This window comes from Vibrio sp. 1S139, from assembly GCF_041439475.1.
In the GTDB taxonomy this organism is placed as follows: Bacteria; Pseudomonadota; Gammaproteobacteria; order Enterobacterales; family Vibrionaceae; genus Vibrio; species Vibrio crassostreae_C.
In genome coordinates, this window is sequence record NZ_JBGOOD010000036.1 from 18,148 (window position 1) to 39,119 (window position 20,972).

Sequence of the window (20,972 nt, forward strand, 5' to 3'; positions counted from 1 at the left end):
ACAAAAAAGAGCGGATAATTCCGCTCTTCGTATCTCTCATCTCGAATCCGCTATTAGCCGATAACGCTAATTGGGATCTCAGCCAGTTGGTTGCCTTGGTTAGCAGGGTAAACGATGTATTCACCGTGATACTTCACCGCAGACTTATAGTCCGTTACTTTGTGAAGCATGAAGCCCGCTTCCATCGCCGCTTGGATGAACTCAGCATGGTTGCCACGAACAAACCAGTTCATTGGCTTAACCATCAACTCCCCGTCGAAAGAGTCGTCACACTGTTTACCGCATAAAGCAAAAGAGTGCTCGCCATCGGTGAAGAATTGAATCTTGCCGCCAGTCGTTAGCTCGTCTTCACTCGATACGCTCCAACCCATCTCGTACATTTTGTCCATGAACGCTTCAACATCACTGTCTTTTAGCGTTTTAGGCTCTTCGCCTTCAGGGAAAAAACGTCCGTAAAACGCAGAAATACGTTTAAAGGTAAAAGTTAAATCAGAGTTGTTGCCTTTTGAGCGACCCTGTTTCTGCCAGCGAACTAAGTCAGGCACAATCACGCGATCATAAGCTTGAGATTTAATCGCTTTTGTTACCCAACGAACAAGATAAAGGTTGTTCGCGATAGGTGCGTCGATCGCTTTACCAGACTTATGCAGAGCATACAGCTCGCCCAGCGCATCGTTCACTAACTTCTGAATTTCAATATAGTATTTTGACATTATGCCTTCTTTCCTAATGTCCAATATAGTAATGCTGACAGTATTGCACATGCTGCCATCATCATAGCCATTGGCCCTGCAGTGTCACTTGGTAGCATAGCAACAATTGCCCCCACTACAGAACCAGTACCAAATCTTAATGTGCCTGCAAGCGAAGAAGCTGTGCCGGCCATATTCGGGTATCCGCTTAAAAGCAGTGCCATTGAGTTACTACCAATGGTAGACAGTGTGCCGATAAACAGCATCACGAATGGCACAATACCCCACAAACCGATATCTAACATCCAACCGACTAACAGACCTAAGCCCGCAAACAGTTGAATGGTTAAACCGACTCTGAGCATAGCGTGAGAGCCCACTTTCTTAACGATTCGACCGTTGATGCTCGTCATCAAGATCATAGCAACAATATTCAAGCCGAACAGGTAGCCAAACAGATCAGGGCGAACGCCATAGATATCGATGTAAACGAATGAACCTGCCGTTAAGAACGCAAACATCCCTGAAAATGAGAATGCACCAGAGAAAATCAGGCCCATCGCCGTTGGGTTCTTACACAGTCGAGCATAGTTACGAATCGTTGTTTTAAAGCGCAATGGTTGTCGGTTTTCTGCAGGAAGCGTTTCTGGGATCTTCATCGATACCGCCAGAATCACGATCACCGCAAAAATAGCCAGAACCCAGAAAATTGAACGCCAACCGAACCACAACGCTAAGTAACCGCCAATCATCGGAGCAACCAATGGCGCAACTGTCATCACCAAAGTAACGAAAGACATGGTTCTTGCGAAATCTTCACGATCGAACATATCTCTTACCACTGCTTGGATGATAACGGCCGCCGCAGCACCAGCAAAACCTTGAGCGGTACGGATGTAAGTCAGCGCTTCAATGCCATGAGTTGTCGCACTCACCATAGAAGCGATAGCAAACAAGAACACACCAATAAGCAGTACAGGCTTGCGACCATAGCTATCCGCCAACGGGCCATGCAGCAACTGCCCCAGCGCGAAACCTGCGGTATAGGCTGTTAGCGTGATTTGTACCTCACCCGCCGTCACACCAAGATCTTTAGCAATGGTCGGCATCGCTGGCAGATACATATCAATGGCTAGCGGAGTAAGTGCACCAATCGCACCTAGAATCAAAAACAGCACTAAGCCTAATTGAGGTGTTTCTAGTTGGGAGCTTTGGCTCTGTGAGGTCGATGTTTGCATGGTTCTCCGAATGTTCAACTGATAGAGCTAGGGACTAGCGTGAGTACGCGAGTCAAAGATTGGCTGAGACTTTCCTAGTACCAGTCAACATCATCAGCCGACGCTATCCATGGTCGGCTTTACAACGAAAGGGCTATTTCCAGCAAAAGTGGTCTCTTGTTAAGAACAATTTCTTGTTAAGAGCAACTTCTAGCTAAGGACTACTTCCAGATTGAATCGACTTCTTCTTGCGTTAGGTAACGGTATTCACCTAACTCTAAAGATTCGTCCATCTCAATTTCGCCAATACGTTCACGGTGTAGTGCTTCTACCTTGTTACCAAGAGCAGCAAACATACGTTTAACTTGGTGGTATTTGCCTTCGTGAATCGTTAGCAGCACTTCACGCTCTGCACGAACTTCTAGGTGTGCAGGAAGTGTTAGGCCATCTTCGCTCTTAAGCTGGATGCCCTCTTTGAATTTTTCAACGTAATCGTCTTCAACAGGTTCAACCAACCACACACGGTACGTCTTCTCGCACTTGTGCTTTGGCGAAGTGATACGGTGAGACCACTTACCATCGTCGGTAATCAATACAAGACCTGTTGTATCAATATCTAGACGACCAGCAAAGTGCAGCTTGTCCATTTTGATTTCATCAAGTAATTCAAACGCGATACGATTTGCGCCATCTTCATGCGAACAAACAAAGCCTTCTGGCTTATAAAGCATGATGTAACGTGGGCCGTGAACATTCAGTTCATTGCCTTGCCATTCCACAACGCACTCTTCAGTTACCTTGAGTGAGCCGCTTTTTTGAATGACATCATTTACTGTCACTGCCTTGGATTTTAATAAGTGTGTTGCTTCTCTTCGAGTGACGCCTAATGCATCGCACAGAAATTTATCTAAACGCATGAATACCTCAACTAATCTAAGTCGGGTATTATAGTCACCTTTGCTCAATTAGTTGAGCTATTTCACACTATTTGTTTTCCTTCTTACAAGACGCGATATGTATACACTCCGCCCGTACCAAGCTGATTCTGTAAAATCAGTGATTCATTACTTCAGAAAACACCAAACTCCGGCAGTGCTCGTGCTTCCGACAGGTGCAGGAAAAAGCCTTGTGATTGCAGAGTTAGCAAGGCTTGCGAAAGGTCGAGTGTTGGTGCTTGCTCACGTAAAAGAGTTGGTTGAACAGAACCATGAAAAGTATGAAGGTTACGGGCTGAAAGGCTCGATTTTCTCTGCGGGTTTAGGACGCAAAGAGACCGACCAACAAGTCGTGTTTGCTTCGGTGCAATCTGTGGTGCGAAATCTCGATTCATTCTCTAACCAATTTTCGCTGTTGGTTATCGACGAATGCCACCGTGTTCCCGATGAAAAGACCAGTAGTTATCAGAAAGTCATCACTCACTTACACGAGAATAATTCGGGCATCAAGGTGCTTGGATTAACAGCGACCCCATATCGTCTTGGGATGGGTTGGATTTATCAATACCACACTCGCGGTCAAGTGCGTTCAGATGAGCCACGTTTCTTCCGCGACTGTATCTTTGAGCTGCCGATTCGTTACCTGCTCGATGAAGGTTTCTTAACTCCTGCACGCATGATTGATGCACCCGTGTTGAGCTATGACTTTTCGCAGTTAAAGCCCGCGAGCACTGGTCACTACAAAGAAGCAGAACTCGACATGGTGATCGAGCAATCGAAACGAGCGACCCCACAGATTGTCGATCAGATTATTCACCTAGCCCAAGATAAACTAGGCATCATGGTATTCGCTGCGACCGTTCGACACGCGCAAGAGATCCTCGGCTTATTGCCAGAAGGTGAAGCTTCAATTGTGATTGGTGATACACCAACTCTCGAACGTGACCAAATTATCAGCGACTTCAAAGAACGTAAAATCAAGTTTTTGGTTAACGTATCGGTATTAACCACAGGTTTTGATGCGCCACACGTCGATTTAATCGCGATTTTGCGCCCGACAGAATCCATCAGTTTGTATCAACAAATCGTTGGCCGTGGCTTACGCCTATCTCCGGGTAAAAAAGAGTGTTTGGTGCTCGACTATGCGGGCAACAGTTACGACCTCTACCAACCTGAGGTTGGCGACCCTAAACCCGATTCAGACAGTGAAATCATCACCATCCCTTGCCCTGCGTGCGGCTTCAATAATAACTTTTGGGGCAAGCTAGACAGCAATGGCTTCTTGCTTGAGCACTTTGGCCGCAAATGCCAAGGCTACTTTACCGATGAAGACACGGGCGAGCGCGAGCACTGTAATTATCGCTTCCGAGCGAAATATTGCGGTGAATGTGGTGCTGATAATGACATTGCTGCGCGCATTTGTCATGAGTGCGATGCAACCTTAGTCGACCCAGACAAAAAGCTAAAAGAAGCACTGAACCTAAAAGATGCCTTGGTATTTGAATGCTTGGAAATGGACCTCAACGTGCTTAAAGACGAGAAAGGTAAATCACAACTTAAGGTCACCTATCGCGGAGAAAACCAAGCGCAAGTGCATGAGTTTTGGTCATTAACCAGCAAAAAGCAGAAGCAGAACTTCAAAGACCAGTTTGTTCGCCCTCACCTTGCAGACAGACATCGCCCTTTCGAAGAAGCCTCACCGACGAAAGTGGTTGCTCACCAACATAGATTCCGCCCACCTCAATTCGTGATTGCCCGTAAAGTCGGACGCTTTTGGAAAATGAGAGACAAGATATTCGAAGACGAACTACAGCAGCGTTAAGGTTAAGAATAAAAGTAAGTCTTACGTTCTTAACACTCGGCAATTAATCTTATGTATTAAAGCCTGCACCATTTAAGCGTTAAGTTTTTCGGTATCAAATTCTCATTATTAATCAGGTTCACTTTCTGTTCAGAATTACTTTTTTATACTGAACGCTATCAACCTTCTCTAGGATTCGCTATGTTTAGTAAAGCTATGATTTCTTTATTTTCTATAAGCTTAGGCTTATTTGTTTCTGCTGGCGCATGGGCTGACTCACATCATAATGGTCATGAATTAGTGCAGGACGTTCATAAAGCAGGAACCAGCATCGAATTTGAAGAAGATCAAGACGAAGTCTATGAAGCCGTACGAGAAGGCTACATTCGCCCTTTCTCAGAAATGTATGCGGCGGTTGAAAACGATCTTCATGGCAGAATCATTAAAGTAGAACTAGAAGAAGATGACGACATTTGGGTGTATGAACTAAAAATCAATTACCAAAACAACATCATCAAAGTCGAATACAACGCTGAGACGTTAGAAATGCTTATGATCAAAGGCCGCAACTTTAAAGACGCAATTAAACACGGCGACTAGTTACGTACGACGAAGAGCTAAGCACGACGAACAGTCATTAGAAGAAATTAGAAGAACAATTATGAAAATTTTAGTCGTTGAAGATGAGCCTCGTTTGGGCCAACAAATTATTGAAACACTTGAGGGGGCCGACTGGGTTCCAGAGCTCTCTCAAGATGGTATCGACGCACTCTACCGTGCAACGTCAGAAGAATGGGACGCGATTGTCCTCGATTTAGGTTTACCTAAGCTTGACGGCCTAACGGTATTAAAAGGCATTCGAGACGAAAACATCAACACGCCAGTGATTATCTTAAGTGCTCGTGACACGCTAACTCAACGTGTTGAGGGCTTGAACGCCGGTGCTGATGACTACCTAACTAAGCCATTTGAGATGGTCGAGCTGATTGCCCGTATCCGAGCTCAACTGCGCCGAGCATCAGGCAGTGCTGCTCCGATACTTCAAATCGGTGATCTAAGCCTAGACACACGCAGTTCTAAAGTGTTGTGGCAAGGTCAAGCAGTTAGCCTCACGGCGCTGGAATATAAAGTTGTCGCGTACTTCATGCATAACCAAAACAAGGTTATCTCGCGCACTGAGTTGGTTGAGCATATCTACAAGCAAGACTTCGACCGAGACTCAAACACGGTTGAAGTGTTCATCGGTCGTATTCGTAAGAAAATCGCACCAAAGATCATCAAAACCGTTCGTGGCCTTGGCTACCAACTGAATGCTGAATAGCTCAGTCGTCAATCACGCCAAGAGCAACCATTAATTAAGTGGACAGCCTGTTCTGATCATCGCAATACGATAAGTTACGATGAGCAAAGGCAGGTTGGAAATGCATGAATCTAAAGAAACGAACACTTAAAAACATCAGTTTAAAAAGCCGCTTGCTCCTTGCTGCGGCTTTTTGGCTAGGTGCGATGATATTAGCGGCTGGTGTCGGGATTCCGAAACTGGTTAACGACTACCTCGTCGATGACATGAAGCAGCAGCTTGGCTTAACCATGGATGAGTTAACCGCCAATATCGAAACCAATGACAGTGGTAACCTGATCATGGCAGAGCGTCTGTCTGATCCTAGGTTCAACCAGCCCTACAGTGGTATTTATTGGCGCGCCGCTACCCAAGAGCAGATCATTCGATCTCGCTCGCTATGGGATAAAGACCTCACCATCAAGCGTTCACCGATTCACACATCAGTCAAAGGGCCAGAGAAAGAAAAGCTGATTTACATCGAGCAAGATATCTACCTGCCTGAACTGAGCGACCCTGTCACGATCACCATTGGTATTGATGAAGATCCATTAGAATCCACACTGACAGAGCTTACTGGTCAAGTCTGGTTGATCCTAATGTTGCTGTTTGTTGGCGTGCTGATGTTGATCGGTATTCAAGTCAGTTGGTCGTTATTACCGCTCAGCAAGATGCAACGCGAACTGGTAATGCTAAGAAACGGCGAGCAACAAGGGTTAAGCGATAACTACCCGAAAGAGGTTTCTCCATTAGTCTCTGACCTCAATGCCCTGCTCTTTCACTATCAAGAGTTATTAGAACGAGCTCGTAACCACGCGGGTAACTTATCTCATGCGTTGAAAACACCGCTTTCAGTTCTAAAAAATGAGATAGAGCGACTTCCAGAGGATGACAAGGCACTGCTGCAACAGCCCATTCATCAGATTCAAAGCCAAATTGATTATCACCTTGGCCGCGCTCGTATGGCAGGTGCAATGAACATTCTTTCGGTGAAGTCTTCACCTTGTGAGCGTGTCGAAGCTATCTCAATGGCGTTTGATAAAGTCTACGCTGCCAATGAAGTCACCATGATTAACGAGCTAGACTCTGAGATTGAAGTGGCAGTAGAAAAAACCGACCTTGATGAAATGGTCGGCAACCTACTCGAGAACAGTTACAAGTGGGCGGGCAGCATTATTCGCGTCCATGCAAATGAACTCGACGATGGCAACATAGAGTTGGTGATTGAAGATGATGGCCAAGGCATTCCTGAAGAGAAGCTTGAGCAAGTGACCAAACGTGGCGTCCGACTTGATGAAACCACACCAGGAACAGGCTTAGGGCTTAATATCGTAAATGAAATGGCACACAGTTACCGAGGCAGCCTAACGCTCAGCAAGAGCTCAATGGGCGGCTTAAAAGCTTCTCTGGTGCTTAAAGTAAGTAAAGGCTAAACAAGCTAAGTAAAAGTTAAACACAATAAGCCCTAACGTAATGCTAGGGCTTAATTCTATCGACCTTATATACAACTCTATATATCGTTCACAGCAACATCCAAAGTTTGTGAATTATCACTAAGGGTCGTTGCTCCAATCGTTAATACCCGGCCATCAGTGTAATAGTCATGATCGTCATTGATCACTTCCACCGTTGCTAATGGGTACTTGTCTAACTCGATGTCTGGTAGTAACGTTCGTATCTGATTAGCAAGCCGATCTCGCTCTTCATCAACATTAGGGTCAATGTTATGAAGCACGGTCACAATGCCTGAGTAAGGCGTGACTTTAAGGCCATCATCATAGCTAATTGCGCCTAACCACTGAGGCTGGTTAGTTTTAATATCAACACCTGCACGCCACCAACGAATATGGCTGCGCTTCATCAGGTTACCCGGCAATTGAAAAGCCATATCTTGCGGCTTGTCTCGCCAATATAAATCAGACACTGGCGGCGTTTTTTCTCTAAGCAATGCGAGATAACCAACCCATTCAATCTCATTTCGAGAGAAGGTTTGATTCTCTATCCAGCCTAATTGCTTCATTAAGTCTCTTGGGGTTGCTCCAACATAAATTACGTTGATCGCTTGCGCCGAGTAGAACGAAGATTTACCGGGGAACGCTTTATAGGTAACCGAGTTCCAGTCGACTTTGTTTATTTGAGCCGTCTCTGGTTGATTCTGAAAGTCATCCGCTTTCCAGAAAAAGTGAGCGTAGTTCGCAAACAATACCCACGCCAACAACAGCGCACTAGACTTAAGTACTAAGCATCGCCACTTCATTCGGTAACCGATAATGGTGAAGACTAATACCGCGAACACACCAACGATCAAGCTATTATGCTCCGAGATAAATATCTTAAGGCTATTAAGCCACGGGAAGTTTTCAACGCCGTGCGCCAGTAACATGCCCCAAGCAATGAACTGCCCTCCACCAAGGGCCAAACCGATAAACGCCAACACACTAAAATTACGCCACGGTACACGATGCGAGCCAGCTATAAATGGCACAACCCAAGCGATAGGCCCTAATAAACGAGCAAAAAGAATGATGTATGTGCCTTTGCGAGCAACCAGATAGCGGCAGCGCGCAATTAATCTTTTGGTTTTAGGGCGAAACTTAATGAGCCTTCGTTGCACCTTAACACCGTATTTATAACCAATGAAATAACTGAGTTGATCACCAAGCAAACCACCTAGCATCACCAAAACCAACGCCATCCATGCACCTGAATACAGTTGAAAGCCCGCTGCGATAAAGAACGGCTCTCCCGGTACAAATAGGTTTGGGCCAATGAGAGCATCACCCAATGCTCCCAGAAACAACCCTAGTCCATCAAACATAACAACCTCAACGCTTACTGTTCTTTGTAGTGACCAAACTTGTAGTTCATCTCGTTATTACGCATTTCTCCTTTAAAGAAGCGTCTTACATTGGCTTTAAGATAAGTAGAGCCTGTCTTCACAACGCCATCTTGGTCTAAGCGACGTGGGTCAAAACCAAAAGTCATATTTAGGAATCTAAATCGCCATGTTTTGCTCGCACGTTTTACGTAGTCACAGTCTTCACACAGGACGATCTCTTCATCAAAACCGCCGATCTCATCATGCGCCCGTTTAGTCGAGAAAATACATGCGCCAATCGCCGTCGGGAAAAAGAACTGAGTAGTAAACAAGCCTGCGTTAAATAGCCCGTAACCAAACTTGTGTACAAGCGGCAAACCTTTCGAGCTCATGTACACACCCGCCACTTCAAGCTTCTTCTCTTCTAGTTCATAAAGCGCTTTCGCAAGGAAGTTTCGAGGCAAGCTCACGTCAGCATCTAAGAAAAGGATTCGGTTGTATTGCGCCAATGAAGCACCCGTGTTTCGGCCAAGGCTCACACCACGGTTTTCCATGTGATGCACCGTTAATTTTGGCAACGCGTTTTCATAAGCTTGCGCCACTTCTCTGGTGTTATCTTCACTGTTCGAGTCGACAACAATCACTTCAAACTCTTGGTGGGTTTGCACGCTCAACTCTTCCATTAAGCGGCTAATGCGTTTCTCTTCGTTTAGCGTAATTACGACAATGCTTACCGGTTTCATATTTTCACCTATTCATTCTGCTGTTTAATTAACACTAAGATTAACGAACTAAGACTTAACCAAGTCTTAGGCAAACATTCATTTTCCGTTCATTAACTTGATGATTTAGCAGTGATATAAATAGATAAGGATTGCGATGTAAAAGGGAGTAAAATGCGCTAAACAAGCGTTAGCGAACGTTTTATCTCCAAACGAACCCATTATCGAAGGAAATTCACTTTGAGATGGGCTTCTGACTTGCTCATATTGGAATGTGATGTTAGTATCCGCGCTCGCTTAAGCATGAACTTTTATGTTTAAGCATTACCACACACTCAAGGTCGCATTGAGGTGTGAAGTTAATTTTTACTAATTTGAGAGTAAAACTATGAAATTTGAAGCAGTAGTACGTACTGAACTAGGTAAAGGTGCGAGCCGCCGCCTACGTCACGCTGGTAAATTCCCAGCTGTAATCTACGGTGGCGAAGCTGAAGCTGTAGCTATCGAACTTGTTCACGCTGACGTGATCAACCAAATGGACAAGCCTGAATTCTACGAAGCAATCACTCTACTGATTGACGGCGCAGAAGTTAAGGTTAAGCCACAAGACGTTCAACGTCACGCGTTCAAGCCAAAAGTTGAGCACATGGACTTCATCCGCATCTAATTCCCTACCAAGGAATAAGATTGGATTAATCCAGCCTTCTGCATAGAAAAGATAATCGATCTTACCAGTCGAGAAATCTAGAAATTCGAAACCCCGATGCTACCAACATCGGGGTTTCACCGTTTTTGAGCCCTCAAAAACGTCGTAAATCTCGCTCAATACACTGAAAATAATCAACTTTCCCCTTCCCCACTTTATCTCAGCTTTGCTTGGGTGGACGAAAGGTGGACTTATACAGTAGTTTTTCTTGTTTAAAATGCTAGGCATATTTCTAACCAAATTTAACTATAGGAAAAACTGTCTAAGTCGTTTCTGGACAAACATCAGCCTCAGAAAATCGAACATTAGCAATTTATGAATAACTACAGGTATGGAAAGTCATTAATAATGAGCAAGTAAAGAACAAGCACCTTCAGTTATGTTGCGGCATATTGCCCACTCTTTAGATAACAAAAAGTCGCTCTTGTTGAGCGACTTTTTTCAGAAAGTGAAAAGACAATAATCACAACTCTCTAACTAACTTCGTAAGTTGAGCCAAACTTGGCAGTGCCGTAATAGCACCTTTTTGCGTCGTCGCAAGTGCGCCACAGCCGTTACCCCAGTGCACCGCAGCTTCAACCTGACTCCAAGAACACCAGTCCGTATTCTGAGACAGCTTGGCTAGCAAGCCTCCAACGAATGCATCACCAGCACCTGTTGTATCAATAACTTGTTCAACTTTAGTGCCCTCAATCACTCGACGTTCACCATTGTAAACCGCCAACGCACCACGAGCGCCTAGCGTCACGATGATCAGCTTGTTAGGCGCCGCATTTAATGCATCTAAAGCCGTATCGAGGGTATCAGTGTCTGTCAGGAACGTCAGTTCTTCTTCAGAAAACTTCACTACGTCTGCCAGATTGACCGCATTCATCACCACTTCTTGGATCTGAGATGGGTCTGACCATACCTCATCTCTTAGATTAGGGTCAAAGCTGATGAAGCCGCCTGCTGATTTCATTCGCTTCATCGCTTCAAGCGTTGCGCTGCGTGATGGCTCGTTAGCCAAAGCGATCGAACAGCTGTGCATCCATTGCCAAGATGCAAATGTTGGGGTGTCTTCGACGCTGAAAAATTGGTCGGCGCTTGGCTTAACCATAAAGGTAAAGCTGCGTTCACCATCATCATCTAAGTCGACAATCACCGTAGATGTTCGCTGAGCTTCATCCAGCAGCATGTCATCGGTATTCACCTTCTCATCCGTTAGGGTTTGCTTCATAAAGCGTCCTAGCGGGTCTTGCCCAACTCGACCAAAGAAAGCGGTATCACCACCCAATCGAGAGATGGCCACAGCAACGTTTGCTGGTGCGCCACCAGGGCATTTTAAATAACGAGCCTCTCCATCTGGAATCAAGTCCACAACAGCATCTCCAGTTACCCAAACCTTGTTCATATCACTTTGCCTCTAGTAACGACGTTTAAATTAGAATTCGTAGAACAGACGTACACGAGCACCGAAATCGTCTTCTTCAGCAAAGGCGGATGCGTCCGATTGTTGGTCCAGTTTGTTATCAACCATCGTGTAGTATGTACCTAGAAGAATTGAAAAGTCTTGTACTTCAAGTACATCACGGAATGCGTAAGATGCATACCATGTTGATACGTTTACGTCGCCTTCAGCCCAAGAAGAAAACTCTTTGTTTTCATACTCATTGATTGCGTGAATGTAGCCTAGGCCAAAGTTATTCCAAAGTGCGTTAACACCCGCTGTTAGGTTGTTTTCGTCTACAGCATCCATGTAAGCAACATTCGCATTTACACTCCAATCGCCGTTGGTCCAGTTACCAGTCAAGCCGTAACCCGTACGATCTGAGATATCAACACCATTCGCCACAATCGCGTCTGAAACTAGGTTGGTTTCCACCGAAGCGGCTACCTTGAAATCACCCATTTGGTAAGCCACAACTGGGCGCACTAGGAATGAATCTTTAACTGTGTCGATTTGCTCACCGTGGTATTTACCTTCAATGCCGCCATCGAACAAGTTAGAGCGGTCACCGAGCATTGCGCCGACTTCAACATACAAGTTGCCAAAAGTTTGGTTGTACATAATTTGGCCGTCTGAGCCGCGACCACGCGCCTCTTTCGCTTGGTACGTGTAAGCCGCACCGTCTGAATACAGGTCGTTCGCTGTGTCACCTGAGTACTCTAGGAATACATCAAGACCAACAGGGAACATGTCGTAAGCTTCAAAGCGACCCGCTTTAATAGCCCAACCGTCTTTCTTACCAAACTCAAAGTACGCATCATCCAGTGCAATATTGCCTGTGCTCTCAAACAAAGGCTGTGCTTTCACACCCACATAGTGACCATTGCTCGTGTACTTTTCGCCAGCAAATTCAATTAGAACGCGGCCGTCTTGGTTAAATTCGCTGTCATTATTATCGTGTGATTCACGGTCTTGGTAGTTGAAGTTCAACTCCACGTTACCGCCAACAGAGAAGTTACCTTCTTCCGTATCAACAATGCTGATTCCAGCGTTCGCTGTCATTGCAGCCATTACTGAAGCCGCAGCGAGCGACATTTTTAGTGTATTTTTCATGCTAAACCCTATATTTTGGCAATAAGAGGCCCTCCCCAACGAGGGCCTTGTTTTTTGTTTTGGAATAATTTATTGGTGGCTAGCGAGTAGCCTGTATCGCAGACATGTAATGCAGTGTGCCAGTCGCATTATCTAGCGCGACCAGAGACAGCTCATCGATGAAGATGCGAGAGGTGAACACTGTCTTGCCGTTGTCAGCAAAAATTTCCATCGCTGAGTTATCGACAAAGATGCGAATAGTTTGTGCTTGCTCTAGGCGCTGTGCATAACGAACCGTGCCGTATGCTTCCGCGTGTAGATGTGAAACGTGAGAGCGGTCCAGAATCAGCTCATCGCGATCACCTTGGAACACCATCTGCTCACCTTTCTGGTTAGCCAGAGTCAGAGTGAAAGACTCATCTACATTCAGTTCCAACTCAAACGCTCGTGACATCAATGCCACAGGTGTAGAGCCTTCAACATCCACTGAGTTTTGACGCAGCGCTTCAAGCTCTTTCAATGGTGTCTGAATTAGGTAACTACCATCAATCGTCAACTCACGTGGCAGAGTCAGCATGTGTGCCCAGCCATTCTTATCGGTTGGGTAGTCACTTTTTGAGTTACCTAGCCAGCCAATCAAGATACGACGTTGTTGGTCATCCAGATAAGTTTGTGGCGCGTAGAAATCGAAGCCTTTGTCCAGCTCACGGTAGCCTTGGTTGTTGAATACTTTCGATTCAAAATCAATACACTCACCGACCATATAAACCACAGAGAAGACGTTCTTAAGATCGTACTTATTGTCTGAGCTAACACCTTGAGGCGAGAAGATGTAAACCCCGTTTTCATCGGTTTCGTAGTAGTTCGGACACTCCCACATATAGCCAAAGTCTTCGAGACCCACATCGATGTCACCCATATGGTGGTAATCATCAATGTCTTTACCGTGGTAATAAGCCAGCGTGCCCTTTTCGTTATGATCTTGAGCGCCAATCAACATGTGATAATCGTTGCCGCGACAAACCAGCACTGGGTCACGAATCTCTGCAGTGTAGGCATTTGGATCGAAATCCACGACTACGCCTTTCTTTTCCACGTTACCTTGCTTGTCCATAATCGCGAGAACTTGAGTCGGATGACGTTGATCATTCTCCTTTTTCAAGTTCGCCGTGTAGAAAATGTACAGCTGGTCATCGTGTGGTACACCAACACCGGTATAACAACCATGATGGTCATAATCTTGGTCTGGGTACATCGCGATACCGCGGTCAGTAAAGTTCACGAAATCGTTGGTCGATACGTGGTACCAGTGCTTCAAACCGTGCACTGGGCCAAGCGGGAACCACTGATAGAAAATGTGGTGCTCGCCATTGAAGTAACTCAAGCCATTCGGGTCATTCAACAAGCCGTGCTTTGGTGCAATGTGGTAGCTCGGGTAAAACGGGTCTGTTTGTGTTTTGTGTTCAATATCCGCCAAATACTCCTCGCTCACCTCGTGAATTCGGACAAAGCGGTTTTGACGATTAGAAAAATCCATAACAACTCCAAGAAAAAGATATTCACTCAAATAGGTGGTGAAAAATTATTTAGGCTCTTTGTAAAGCAGCTTTGTTAATGCGAAAGCCGAAGCCGCACCCACCAACATAACAAGCACATACATTCCTAGACCGCCGCCAAGATAAAGCAGAACACCCGGTAACATAGTTGCGCCCGTACCCGCAGAGCCAATACCCGCAATCGCGCCCAAACAGCCACCTAATGCACCGCCAATACAGCCATACAAGAAAGGTTTTACGCGAGGCAGAGTAATCGCAAACATCGCTGGTTCAGTGATACCAAACAGAGCTGGCAACGCTGCACCAAACATACCAGTACGCTTTACTTTATCTGTCTGCATCGACATAACCGCCATTGCCGCACCAAACTGGCCTGCAATTGCAGCAGTACCCAATGGGTTGATGTAGTCAAAGCCTGTATCTGTCACCATTGCGATAGTGATAGGCACGATGGTGTGGTGCATACCTGTTACCGCCATGAATTGAATTGCGCCTCCGTAAATCAAGCCACCAATGCCGTATGGGATTTGTAAGAAGTAGAGAACGGCTTCGGTAATGAGTTTTTCAATGCCGAGTAGGATTGGACCAACGAATACCAAGCCAGCAATCAAAGAGACCAACAACGTAATAAATGGTGTCAGAATCAAATCCAGAACTTCAGGGATGTGTTTGCGTGATGTGCGCTCAACTAAGGCAGCAAACCAGCCCATAAATACCGCAGGAAGAATCGAGCTTTGTAAGCCAGTCACCGCAATTTCGAAGCCCATGAATGGAATCATCATCGCCTCGGCATTACCAAAGGCAACATCCCATTTGCTTGCTAGCTGCGGTGCCACCAGCATCAGACCCAATACAATACCGAGCACTGGATTACCGCCAAACACTCGCATAGCAGACCATGTCACCAATACTGGAATAAAGATGAAGGCCGTATCGGTTAAAACTTGAGACAACGTATTTAGCTGTGGCGACAGTTCAATACCGAAGCCGTTAACCAACAGCCCACGTAAGCCCATCAATAAACCGGTCGCAACCAAGGCAGGAATAATGGCGACAAAGATGTCAGAGAAAGTACGTGTTACCGTTTGGAAGGTACTCACTTTGTCTTTTTTCTCTTCTTCTTGTGGAGCTTCTTCAATGGCCTCGTTGCCTTTCATGATGGCAAAAACCTTACCCACAAATCCGGTACCCAAGATCACTTGGTGTTGACCATTTTGGAAGAAGTACCCGTGTACACCTTCTGTTGCGCTGAGTCCTTCAGCGTCGACTTGTTCATCGTCCTTGGCCACAACACGCAGTCGTGTTGCACAGTGATTCAGTTGTGCGATATTGCCCTCACCTCCCAGTAAGGCCATAACTCTATTCGCTACAACTTTCGCATCTCGCGCCATAATTTTCGTCTCCAAAGAGTGCAAAGAAATAACAACCTGTATCTAACCTGTATTTATGGTAATACAGGTTAGATACAGGCTGTACTTTTCACTGTCGTTTTTTTGTTATTCGTCACACTTGTTATTTATTGGGAATGCATAAGATTGCTTACATTCAAAACCTATAGATAAAAAAATAGCCCACAAACGTGGGCTATTCGACATTCTCTAAACTCGCGCGGTTATCTCAAAATCATACAAGCTAGATTTATAGTAAACCGTTGAATACTCGTAGATCTTCTGCTCTTCATAGTAGTTTTGTGATTGGTTGATCAAGATAGGATCAAGCTCACCAACATCCAATAACTGCTGAACGGTGGCGTCGGGCAGAGCCGGCAATAGTTTTTGTTGCGTTTTAACCATCTCAATACCATGACGGCTCAGATATTCGAATTTTGATCCCTTAAGATCTTCTTCTGTGAGGTTAGGCAACAGCACTCGAGGGATATAAAACTCTTCAAATGAGACGACTTGTTCGTTCACCAATCGTAAACGACGAGCAAAGTTAACGGGCTCACCAAGCGAAATATTGAGTTTCTGAGCGACAAGCTCATCCGCAGGCAACACCTCAAAGGCATCAACAATATTCGTTGCCTCTAACCCTGCGCCCGCCGCTTCTTGAGCCAAACCAGACATGGAAAGAAAATCGTGACGCAGTTTATTGGATTTAACAAAGCTGCCCTTTCCTTTCTCTGAGAAGATGTAACCGCCATCATTGAGTTGCTGCAATGCTTTACGCACCGTTACACGGCTGACTTTCAGCAGGTCCACAAGCTGATTTTCAGACGGTAGCTTACTGCCCGCAGGATAAGTGCCTTTATCAATCTCGCGCTTTAACTCTCCCGCGACTTGAATGTACAAAGGCTGCAAATTTTTTTGCTCAAATAACTCAGTCATAATTCCATAAAAACTAAGGGGGTTCGGGTCATCTTACTCAAGGTATAAGGGAATACCAAGCCTACAGCTCGAGAGAAAACAATTCTAACCAAAGAAGTGGGCATTATTTGAGGAGGTTTTGGTAAATACCAGAAAGCAAAAAGCCGCTTATAAAAAACGACTTTTAAAGGTGATACTTGCAACACTTTCTAAAAATTATAACGTGAACCACCTTTCAAACAGTTACAGCGCAATTTGTTAGATCTGGGAGCAGGTACTTGGAAGGAGATCAGCGCCACCACATTATGTAATGACGAATACAGGCTAATCCGAGAGTCCACACTGTAACTAAAATTGGCGTACAAATGGATTCAGATATGTCTTCCACTACACTCAATTTATGAAGATATTCTCGAGGAAGAACGCTGAACATGATATAACGCGCCCCCTTTTGAAAAACACTGTGTCGGTGTCATGGTGCCGATTAGGTTTCCATTAAAATAACACGCCATAATTGGCTCCGCATTTTTAGGAACTCCGGCAGCAGCAGACATAGAAGTTAGGGCAACAGCAAGTGCGATGAGATATTTCATTTGGCTCTCCTAAAGAATCAAGTTCAAGGTGACCTTATATCAGGCGACATTAAAACCTTAGTACATTAAATGGCCACAGACAAAGAAAATATCATTAATTTACAATAATTTATATTTACTCTAAATGAGTTTTTATTAGATTTATTTACGCTATGCTCGATAATTAACGTAAAAAACCCCACGAGTTGGTGGGGCTTCTTATAAGGTGTTTTCGCCGTACCATTACGTAAACTGGCTATCTAGTTGATAACTAAGCAGAGCCTACAAACGAAATGAGCGTAATAAATCACAACAAACTAAGCCTTAGTAATATTGCTTAACCACAACACCTCGTATGCAGGTACTTCAATTGTTGGACCACTAAAGCGTTGGTCAGATAAAACATCAAGACAATCGCGTCCGCCTAACACATCACAAATAGAAGCGGGAAGGTGTTGGGTGACTTCACTGAAGTTACAAATAGCCAACAGTTTTTCACCATTTTCATGAGCACGGTAATAAGCAAACAAATGTGGTCGATAAGTTTCAAGGATCTCCGTTTTCGCTTCACCAAACACTGGATTTTGCTTACGCAATTCCACCATTTGTTTTAAGTCTCGGTTAATACGGTGCTGATAACTGCCAGCTTGCTCAGCAAGCTTAATACTCTCGGCAGTTATTGTTGGGCGGTTTACCCAACGAGTGTCGTCACGTTTGAACTCGTCTTCTAGGTAAGAGTGGTCGTTCAAAATTCCTAACTCATCCCCTTGGTAGATAAGTGGTATACCACCAATGCTCAAGTTAATACTATTTAGTAAACGAATACGTTTAAGTGCAAACTCAATTGCTTGTGAGTCGTCGGCTTCAATCGCTTTTTCCAGGCCAGCTAGAGATGCCAATGAACCACACACACGGCAATCGCCTGTCGTTGGGTTTTCTTGGAACGGCACGCCCTGCGAGAATGAGCCTTCAAATTTACCAGTATAGAACTGATTCAAGAATCGACGGTGTTCGAAACCATTGATGCCTAACTGTTCGGCAACCGAATCATCAAACGTCCAACCGATATCATCGTGACAACGAATATAGTTAACCCATGAGCAAGCATCAGAGATCTCAAAGCTTTTCTTAAGTGATGCCGTGAGCAACTCAGTTTTACGCGTTGCTAGACTTTCCCACATCAACGCCATCATTAGCGGGTTGTAAGAGAGCTGACATTCACCCTTGTCGATATATTGTGCTACTTCGTCAGGGTGCACAATCGCTTCCGATTTAAATAGCACTGCTGGCGCAGCAATCTGCAGGCAGGTATTGAAACACTGAATCAGGGCGTGCGCTTTTGGTAGACTCTCACACTGTGTCCATTTCTCTTTCCAGATGAACGCTAGCGCATCAAGGCGCAAACCCTCACAACCAATATTCGCTAGGAATAGCATCTCATCAGTAATTGCGTTAAATACTGCTGGGTTTGAGTAGTTCAGATCCCACTGGAAGCTGTTAAATGTTGTCCAAACGTGCTTTTGGATATCATCAAGATACGTAAAGCTACCACGGCGTACCGTTGGGAAAATCTCGCGACAGGTTTGGTTGTAATCGTCGACATCTTGCTGCTCGGTAAAAAAGTAGTAGAAGTCTTCAAACTCTGGGTTACTCTTACGCGCTTGCTCTGCCCAGTGATGTTCGTATGACGTATGGTTGAATACAAAGTCCAGTACTAGACTAATACCCTCACTCGACAAAGCCTCAGCCAATTGAGCTAAGTCTTTCTCTGTGCCTAGCTTAGGATCAACCTTGCGATAGTCCGACACAGCGTATCCACCATCACTATCCCCTTCTGGTGCTTTGTATAATGGCATTAGGTGAAGATAGTTAATACCTAGGGATTTTAGGTATGGGATCTTTTGTTGCAGCTTGTTCAGATCGCCCGCAAACAGGTCTACATAAACAGCCATACCAAGCATTTTTTCGCTGCGATACCACGTAGGGTTTACTAGACGTTTTTCATCTAGGTTCTTCCACTTTCGCTTACGACCAGCAAAGGACTTAGCGAGGACAACCACCAGCTTTTGTAAGTGAAGGAAGAAGTCATAACGTTCACCATAGAGAGCATGTAGCTTTATAGTCAGTGATGGGAAGTATTGCTCAAGGCGTTCTAAAAATACCTTTTCATCTTTCTTAGTTAGCTTAGGCAGATCAACGGATTCAAGTACTTGATGTAGAGCCTTGTGAGCTTGTTGTTCGGTTAACATTATTTCTCTCCCATTAGGCTGGCTACTTGGACATTGGCTAGATTTAAGCTGCCGCTATCGACACTTAGTGCTACGTTGGCATCGGTATTTTTTGCATAAACAAGATTAGTGAAGCTGAACTCGCCACCATTTATCAGAAGCTCGACCGAGCCTTTATCAATCAACACTTCCACTTGGAATTTGCTATCAACAGGTAACTCGATTCGGTAATCGTGTGGGAAGTGCTTATCAATGTGCGCTTTGCCAAACTGACCGCGACGCACCGAACGCACTTCAATGCCCTTTTCCGAGCGTTTAAATTCAAAGAAAGCTGGCGTATCTTGGTACACGTTCAGGTGCAATGTTTGCTCTGAATCCAACGAACAATCCGCGGTGAACTTCATCGCTTTATGTTGGCTGTAGATACTTACTGCCTGCTCATCATTTGGTAAGATCTCTTGCGCATCAAGGCTTAGCGCTGTGTTTAACTCTTTTACAAAACGCTGGCCTACTCGCAATCCTGCCTTACTTTCGAACAAAAACAGTTCTCGCGGTAGTGCCATTGAACTACGGAAAGCGTTTGTGGGTAGTTCTGATGAATATTGATGATTGCTCATCCATGTACTGACGATGCGACGACCATCTTGTTTTGGGACATCAGAGAACGATTGTGTCGCGTAGTAATCTCGACCAAAATCTAGCCACAGCACAGTCTCAGGGTAATTGTGGTTGGTGAAGGTTTTACCATCAAAATCACCAATAAAGTACTGCGTGCCCGCACCTCCGCAATGTGCGCCTTCACCTATGCCAACCACTAGCACCCAACGAGTTTCGTCGTTACCTTCAATTTGCATCTCAAACAGATCCGGGCATTCCCAAGGACCTTTGCTGTGCGCGCCATGTTGGTAACCAAATTCACTGACCAAGTGCCAATCTAGTAGGTCGGTTGAGCGATAGAACTCAATATGTTGACCACAAGAGACCACCATTATCCAAGCTTGGCTCTCTTCATGCCATGTTACTTTCGGATCGCGAAAGTCGGGGTTGCCACGAGCTGGGATAATCGGTGCACCTTCAGCATACTTCTTCCACGTCATGCCATCCTGGCTATACGCTAAAGACTGTTGTTGAATTGGGTTTTCAACCTGCGTGCCGTCGGCAAGTGTTACCTTAGGCTGAATAAACGAAGTATAGAAAGTGAGTAAACCCGGCTGGCCGTCCTCAAATAACCCAGAGGTATTATGCCAATCGACAATTGCACTGCCGGAGAAGCACATTCCTGACTCATCAGGTAGCAGTGCTGGGCTATTCTCTTGCCAGTGAATGAGATCTTTACTGGTTTTGTGTCCCCAGTGCATTGGGCCCCATACTGTGTCATGGGGATAATATTGATAGAACTGGTGATATTGGCCGCTGAAGTAGACCAATCCGTTGGGGTCGTTCATCCAGCCAGATTCAGGAGTCATATGAAGTGAAGGGCGATATTGTTCGCTCATAAGCCGATACCGATGTTGTTAAAAATATGTCTAGGTTCGAATAGACAATAAAAAATGGAGCCT

Annotated in this window: 18 protein-coding genes; 5 read left to right on the forward strand and 13 right to left on the reverse strand. The window is 45.1% G+C overall.

Annotation, left to right across the window (positions count from 1 at the left end; genetic code table 11):
- Positions 1 to 53 precede the first annotated feature (53 nt).
- The 3 genes from ACED46_RS13330 to rsuA form a co-directional block, all read right to left on the reverse strand.
- A complete protein-coding gene (locus ACED46_RS13330) occupies positions 54 to 713 on the reverse strand; it encodes a DUF2913 family protein (RefSeq protein WP_017060382.1) in 660 nt (219 codons plus the stop codon).
- Positions 713 to 1,930 (reverse strand): Bcr/CflA family multidrug efflux MFS transporter, encoded by a 1,218-nt coding sequence (locus ACED46_RS13335; RefSeq protein WP_017060381.1) that lies wholly within the window; start codon positions 1,928 to 1,930, stop codon positions 713 to 715. Before ACED46_RS13335 ends, ACED46_RS13330 begins: the two co-directional genes overlap by 1 nt.
- 200 nt (positions 1,931 to 2,130) lie before the next feature.
- Positions 2,131 to 2,826: a 16S rRNA pseudouridine(516) synthase RsuA gene (gene rsuA, locus ACED46_RS13340; RefSeq protein WP_017060380.1), complete on the reverse strand. Its 696-nt coding sequence runs from the start codon at positions 2,824 to 2,826 to the stop codon at positions 2,131 to 2,133.
- A gap of 97 nt (positions 2,827 to 2,923) precedes the next feature.
- On the opposite strand from rsuA, the gene ACED46_RS13345 reads away from it, so the two are divergent.
- The 4 genes from ACED46_RS13345 to ACED46_RS13360 all read left to right on the forward strand — a co-directional run bounded on the left by ACED46_RS13345 (position 2,924) and on the right by ACED46_RS13360 (position 7,417).
- Positions 2,924 to 4,666 (forward strand): DEAD/DEAH box helicase, encoded by a 1,743-nt coding sequence (locus ACED46_RS13345; protein WP_371721674.1) that lies wholly within the window; start codon positions 2,924 to 2,926, stop codon positions 4,664 to 4,666.
- 180 nt (positions 4,667 to 4,846) lie between these two features.
- A complete protein-coding gene (locus tag ACED46_RS13350; RefSeq protein ID WP_017066076.1) occupies positions 4,847 to 5,245 on the forward strand; it encodes a PepSY domain-containing protein in 399 nt (132 codons plus the stop codon).
- Between the two features lie 61 nt (positions 5,246 to 5,306).
- Positions 5,307 to 5,966: a response regulator transcription factor gene (locus ACED46_RS13355; RefSeq protein ID WP_017060377.1), complete on the forward strand. Its 660-nt coding sequence runs from the start codon at positions 5,307 to 5,309 to the stop codon at positions 5,964 to 5,966.
- Positions 5,967 to 6,070: 104 nt separating this feature from the next.
- Positions 6,071 to 7,417: an ATP-binding protein gene (locus ACED46_RS13360; RefSeq protein WP_017068035.1), complete on the forward strand. Its 1,347-nt coding sequence runs from the start codon at positions 6,071 to 6,073 to the stop codon at positions 7,415 to 7,417.
- A gap of 77 nt (positions 7,418 to 7,494) precedes the next feature.
- Here ACED46_RS13360 and ACED46_RS13365 read toward each other — a convergent pair whose 3' ends face one another.
- Positions 7,495 to 8,802: an LssY C-terminal domain-containing protein gene (locus tag ACED46_RS13365; protein ID WP_017070602.1), complete on the reverse strand. Its 1,308-nt coding sequence runs from the start codon at positions 8,800 to 8,802 to the stop codon at positions 7,495 to 7,497.
- A gap of 14 nt (positions 8,803 to 8,816) precedes the next feature.
- Positions 8,817 to 9,545 (reverse strand): glycosyltransferase, encoded by a 729-nt coding sequence (locus tag ACED46_RS13370; protein ID WP_017070601.1) that lies wholly within the window; start codon positions 9,543 to 9,545, stop codon positions 8,817 to 8,819.
- 367 nt (positions 9,546 to 9,912) lie between these two features.
- Here ACED46_RS13370 and rplY point away from each other — a divergent pair, with 367 nt between their 5' ends.
- Positions 9,913 to 10,191 (forward strand): 50S ribosomal protein L25, encoded by a 279-nt coding sequence (rplY, locus tag ACED46_RS13375; RefSeq protein ID WP_017060373.1) that lies wholly within the window; start codon positions 9,913 to 9,915, stop codon positions 10,189 to 10,191.
- 502 nt (positions 10,192 to 10,693) lie between these two features.
- Here the strand turns inward: rplY and ACED46_RS13380 are convergent.
- The 8 genes from ACED46_RS13380 to ACED46_RS13415 form a co-directional block, all read right to left on the reverse strand.
- Positions 10,694 to 11,623: an aminoimidazole riboside kinase gene (locus tag ACED46_RS13380; RefSeq protein ID WP_371721676.1), complete on the reverse strand. Its 930-nt coding sequence runs from the start codon at positions 11,621 to 11,623 to the stop codon at positions 10,694 to 10,696.
- Positions 11,624 to 11,653: 30 nt separating this feature from the next.
- The gene (locus tag ACED46_RS13385) at positions 11,654 to 12,772 is read right to left on the reverse strand and encodes a carbohydrate porin (protein ID WP_371721677.1); all 1,119 of its coding nucleotides are present in this window, start codon (positions 12,770 to 12,772) and stop codon (positions 11,654 to 11,656) included.
- A gap of 79 nt (positions 12,773 to 12,851) precedes the next feature.
- On the reverse strand, positions 12,852 to 14,288 hold the full coding sequence (locus tag ACED46_RS13390; protein WP_371721678.1) for a sucrose-6-phosphate hydrolase: 1,437 nt from the start codon (positions 14,286 to 14,288) through the stop codon (positions 12,852 to 12,854).
- A gap of 45 nt (positions 14,289 to 14,333) precedes the next feature.
- Positions 14,334 to 15,698, reverse strand: coding sequence for a PTS transporter subunit EIIC (locus ACED46_RS13395; RefSeq protein WP_017065229.1), 1,365 nt, complete (start codon positions 15,696 to 15,698; stop codon positions 14,334 to 14,336).
- 207 nt (positions 15,699 to 15,905) lie between these two features.
- Positions 15,906 to 16,634, reverse strand: coding sequence for a GntR family transcriptional regulator (locus ACED46_RS13400; RefSeq protein ID WP_371721679.1), 729 nt, complete (start codon positions 16,632 to 16,634; stop codon positions 15,906 to 15,908).
- Between the two features lie 377 nt (positions 16,635 to 17,011).
- Complete coding sequence (locus ACED46_RS13405) at positions 17,012 to 17,206, reverse strand: hypothetical protein (RefSeq protein WP_048617545.1); 195 nt, start codon at positions 17,204 to 17,206, stop codon at positions 17,012 to 17,014.
- 296 nt (positions 17,207 to 17,502) lie between these two features.
- Entirely contained in the window at positions 17,503 to 19,434 is a 1,932-nt protein-coding gene (locus ACED46_RS13410) for an alpha-amylase family protein (RefSeq protein WP_017060366.1), read from the reverse strand.
- The gene (locus ACED46_RS13415) at positions 19,434 to 20,909 is read right to left on the reverse strand and encodes a glycoside hydrolase family 32 protein (protein WP_136982393.1); all 1,476 of its coding nucleotides are present in this window, start codon (positions 20,907 to 20,909) and stop codon (positions 19,434 to 19,436) included. The genes ACED46_RS13410 and ACED46_RS13415 overlap by 1 nt, the downstream gene beginning before the upstream one ends.
- Positions 20,910 to 20,972 lie beyond the last annotated feature (63 nt).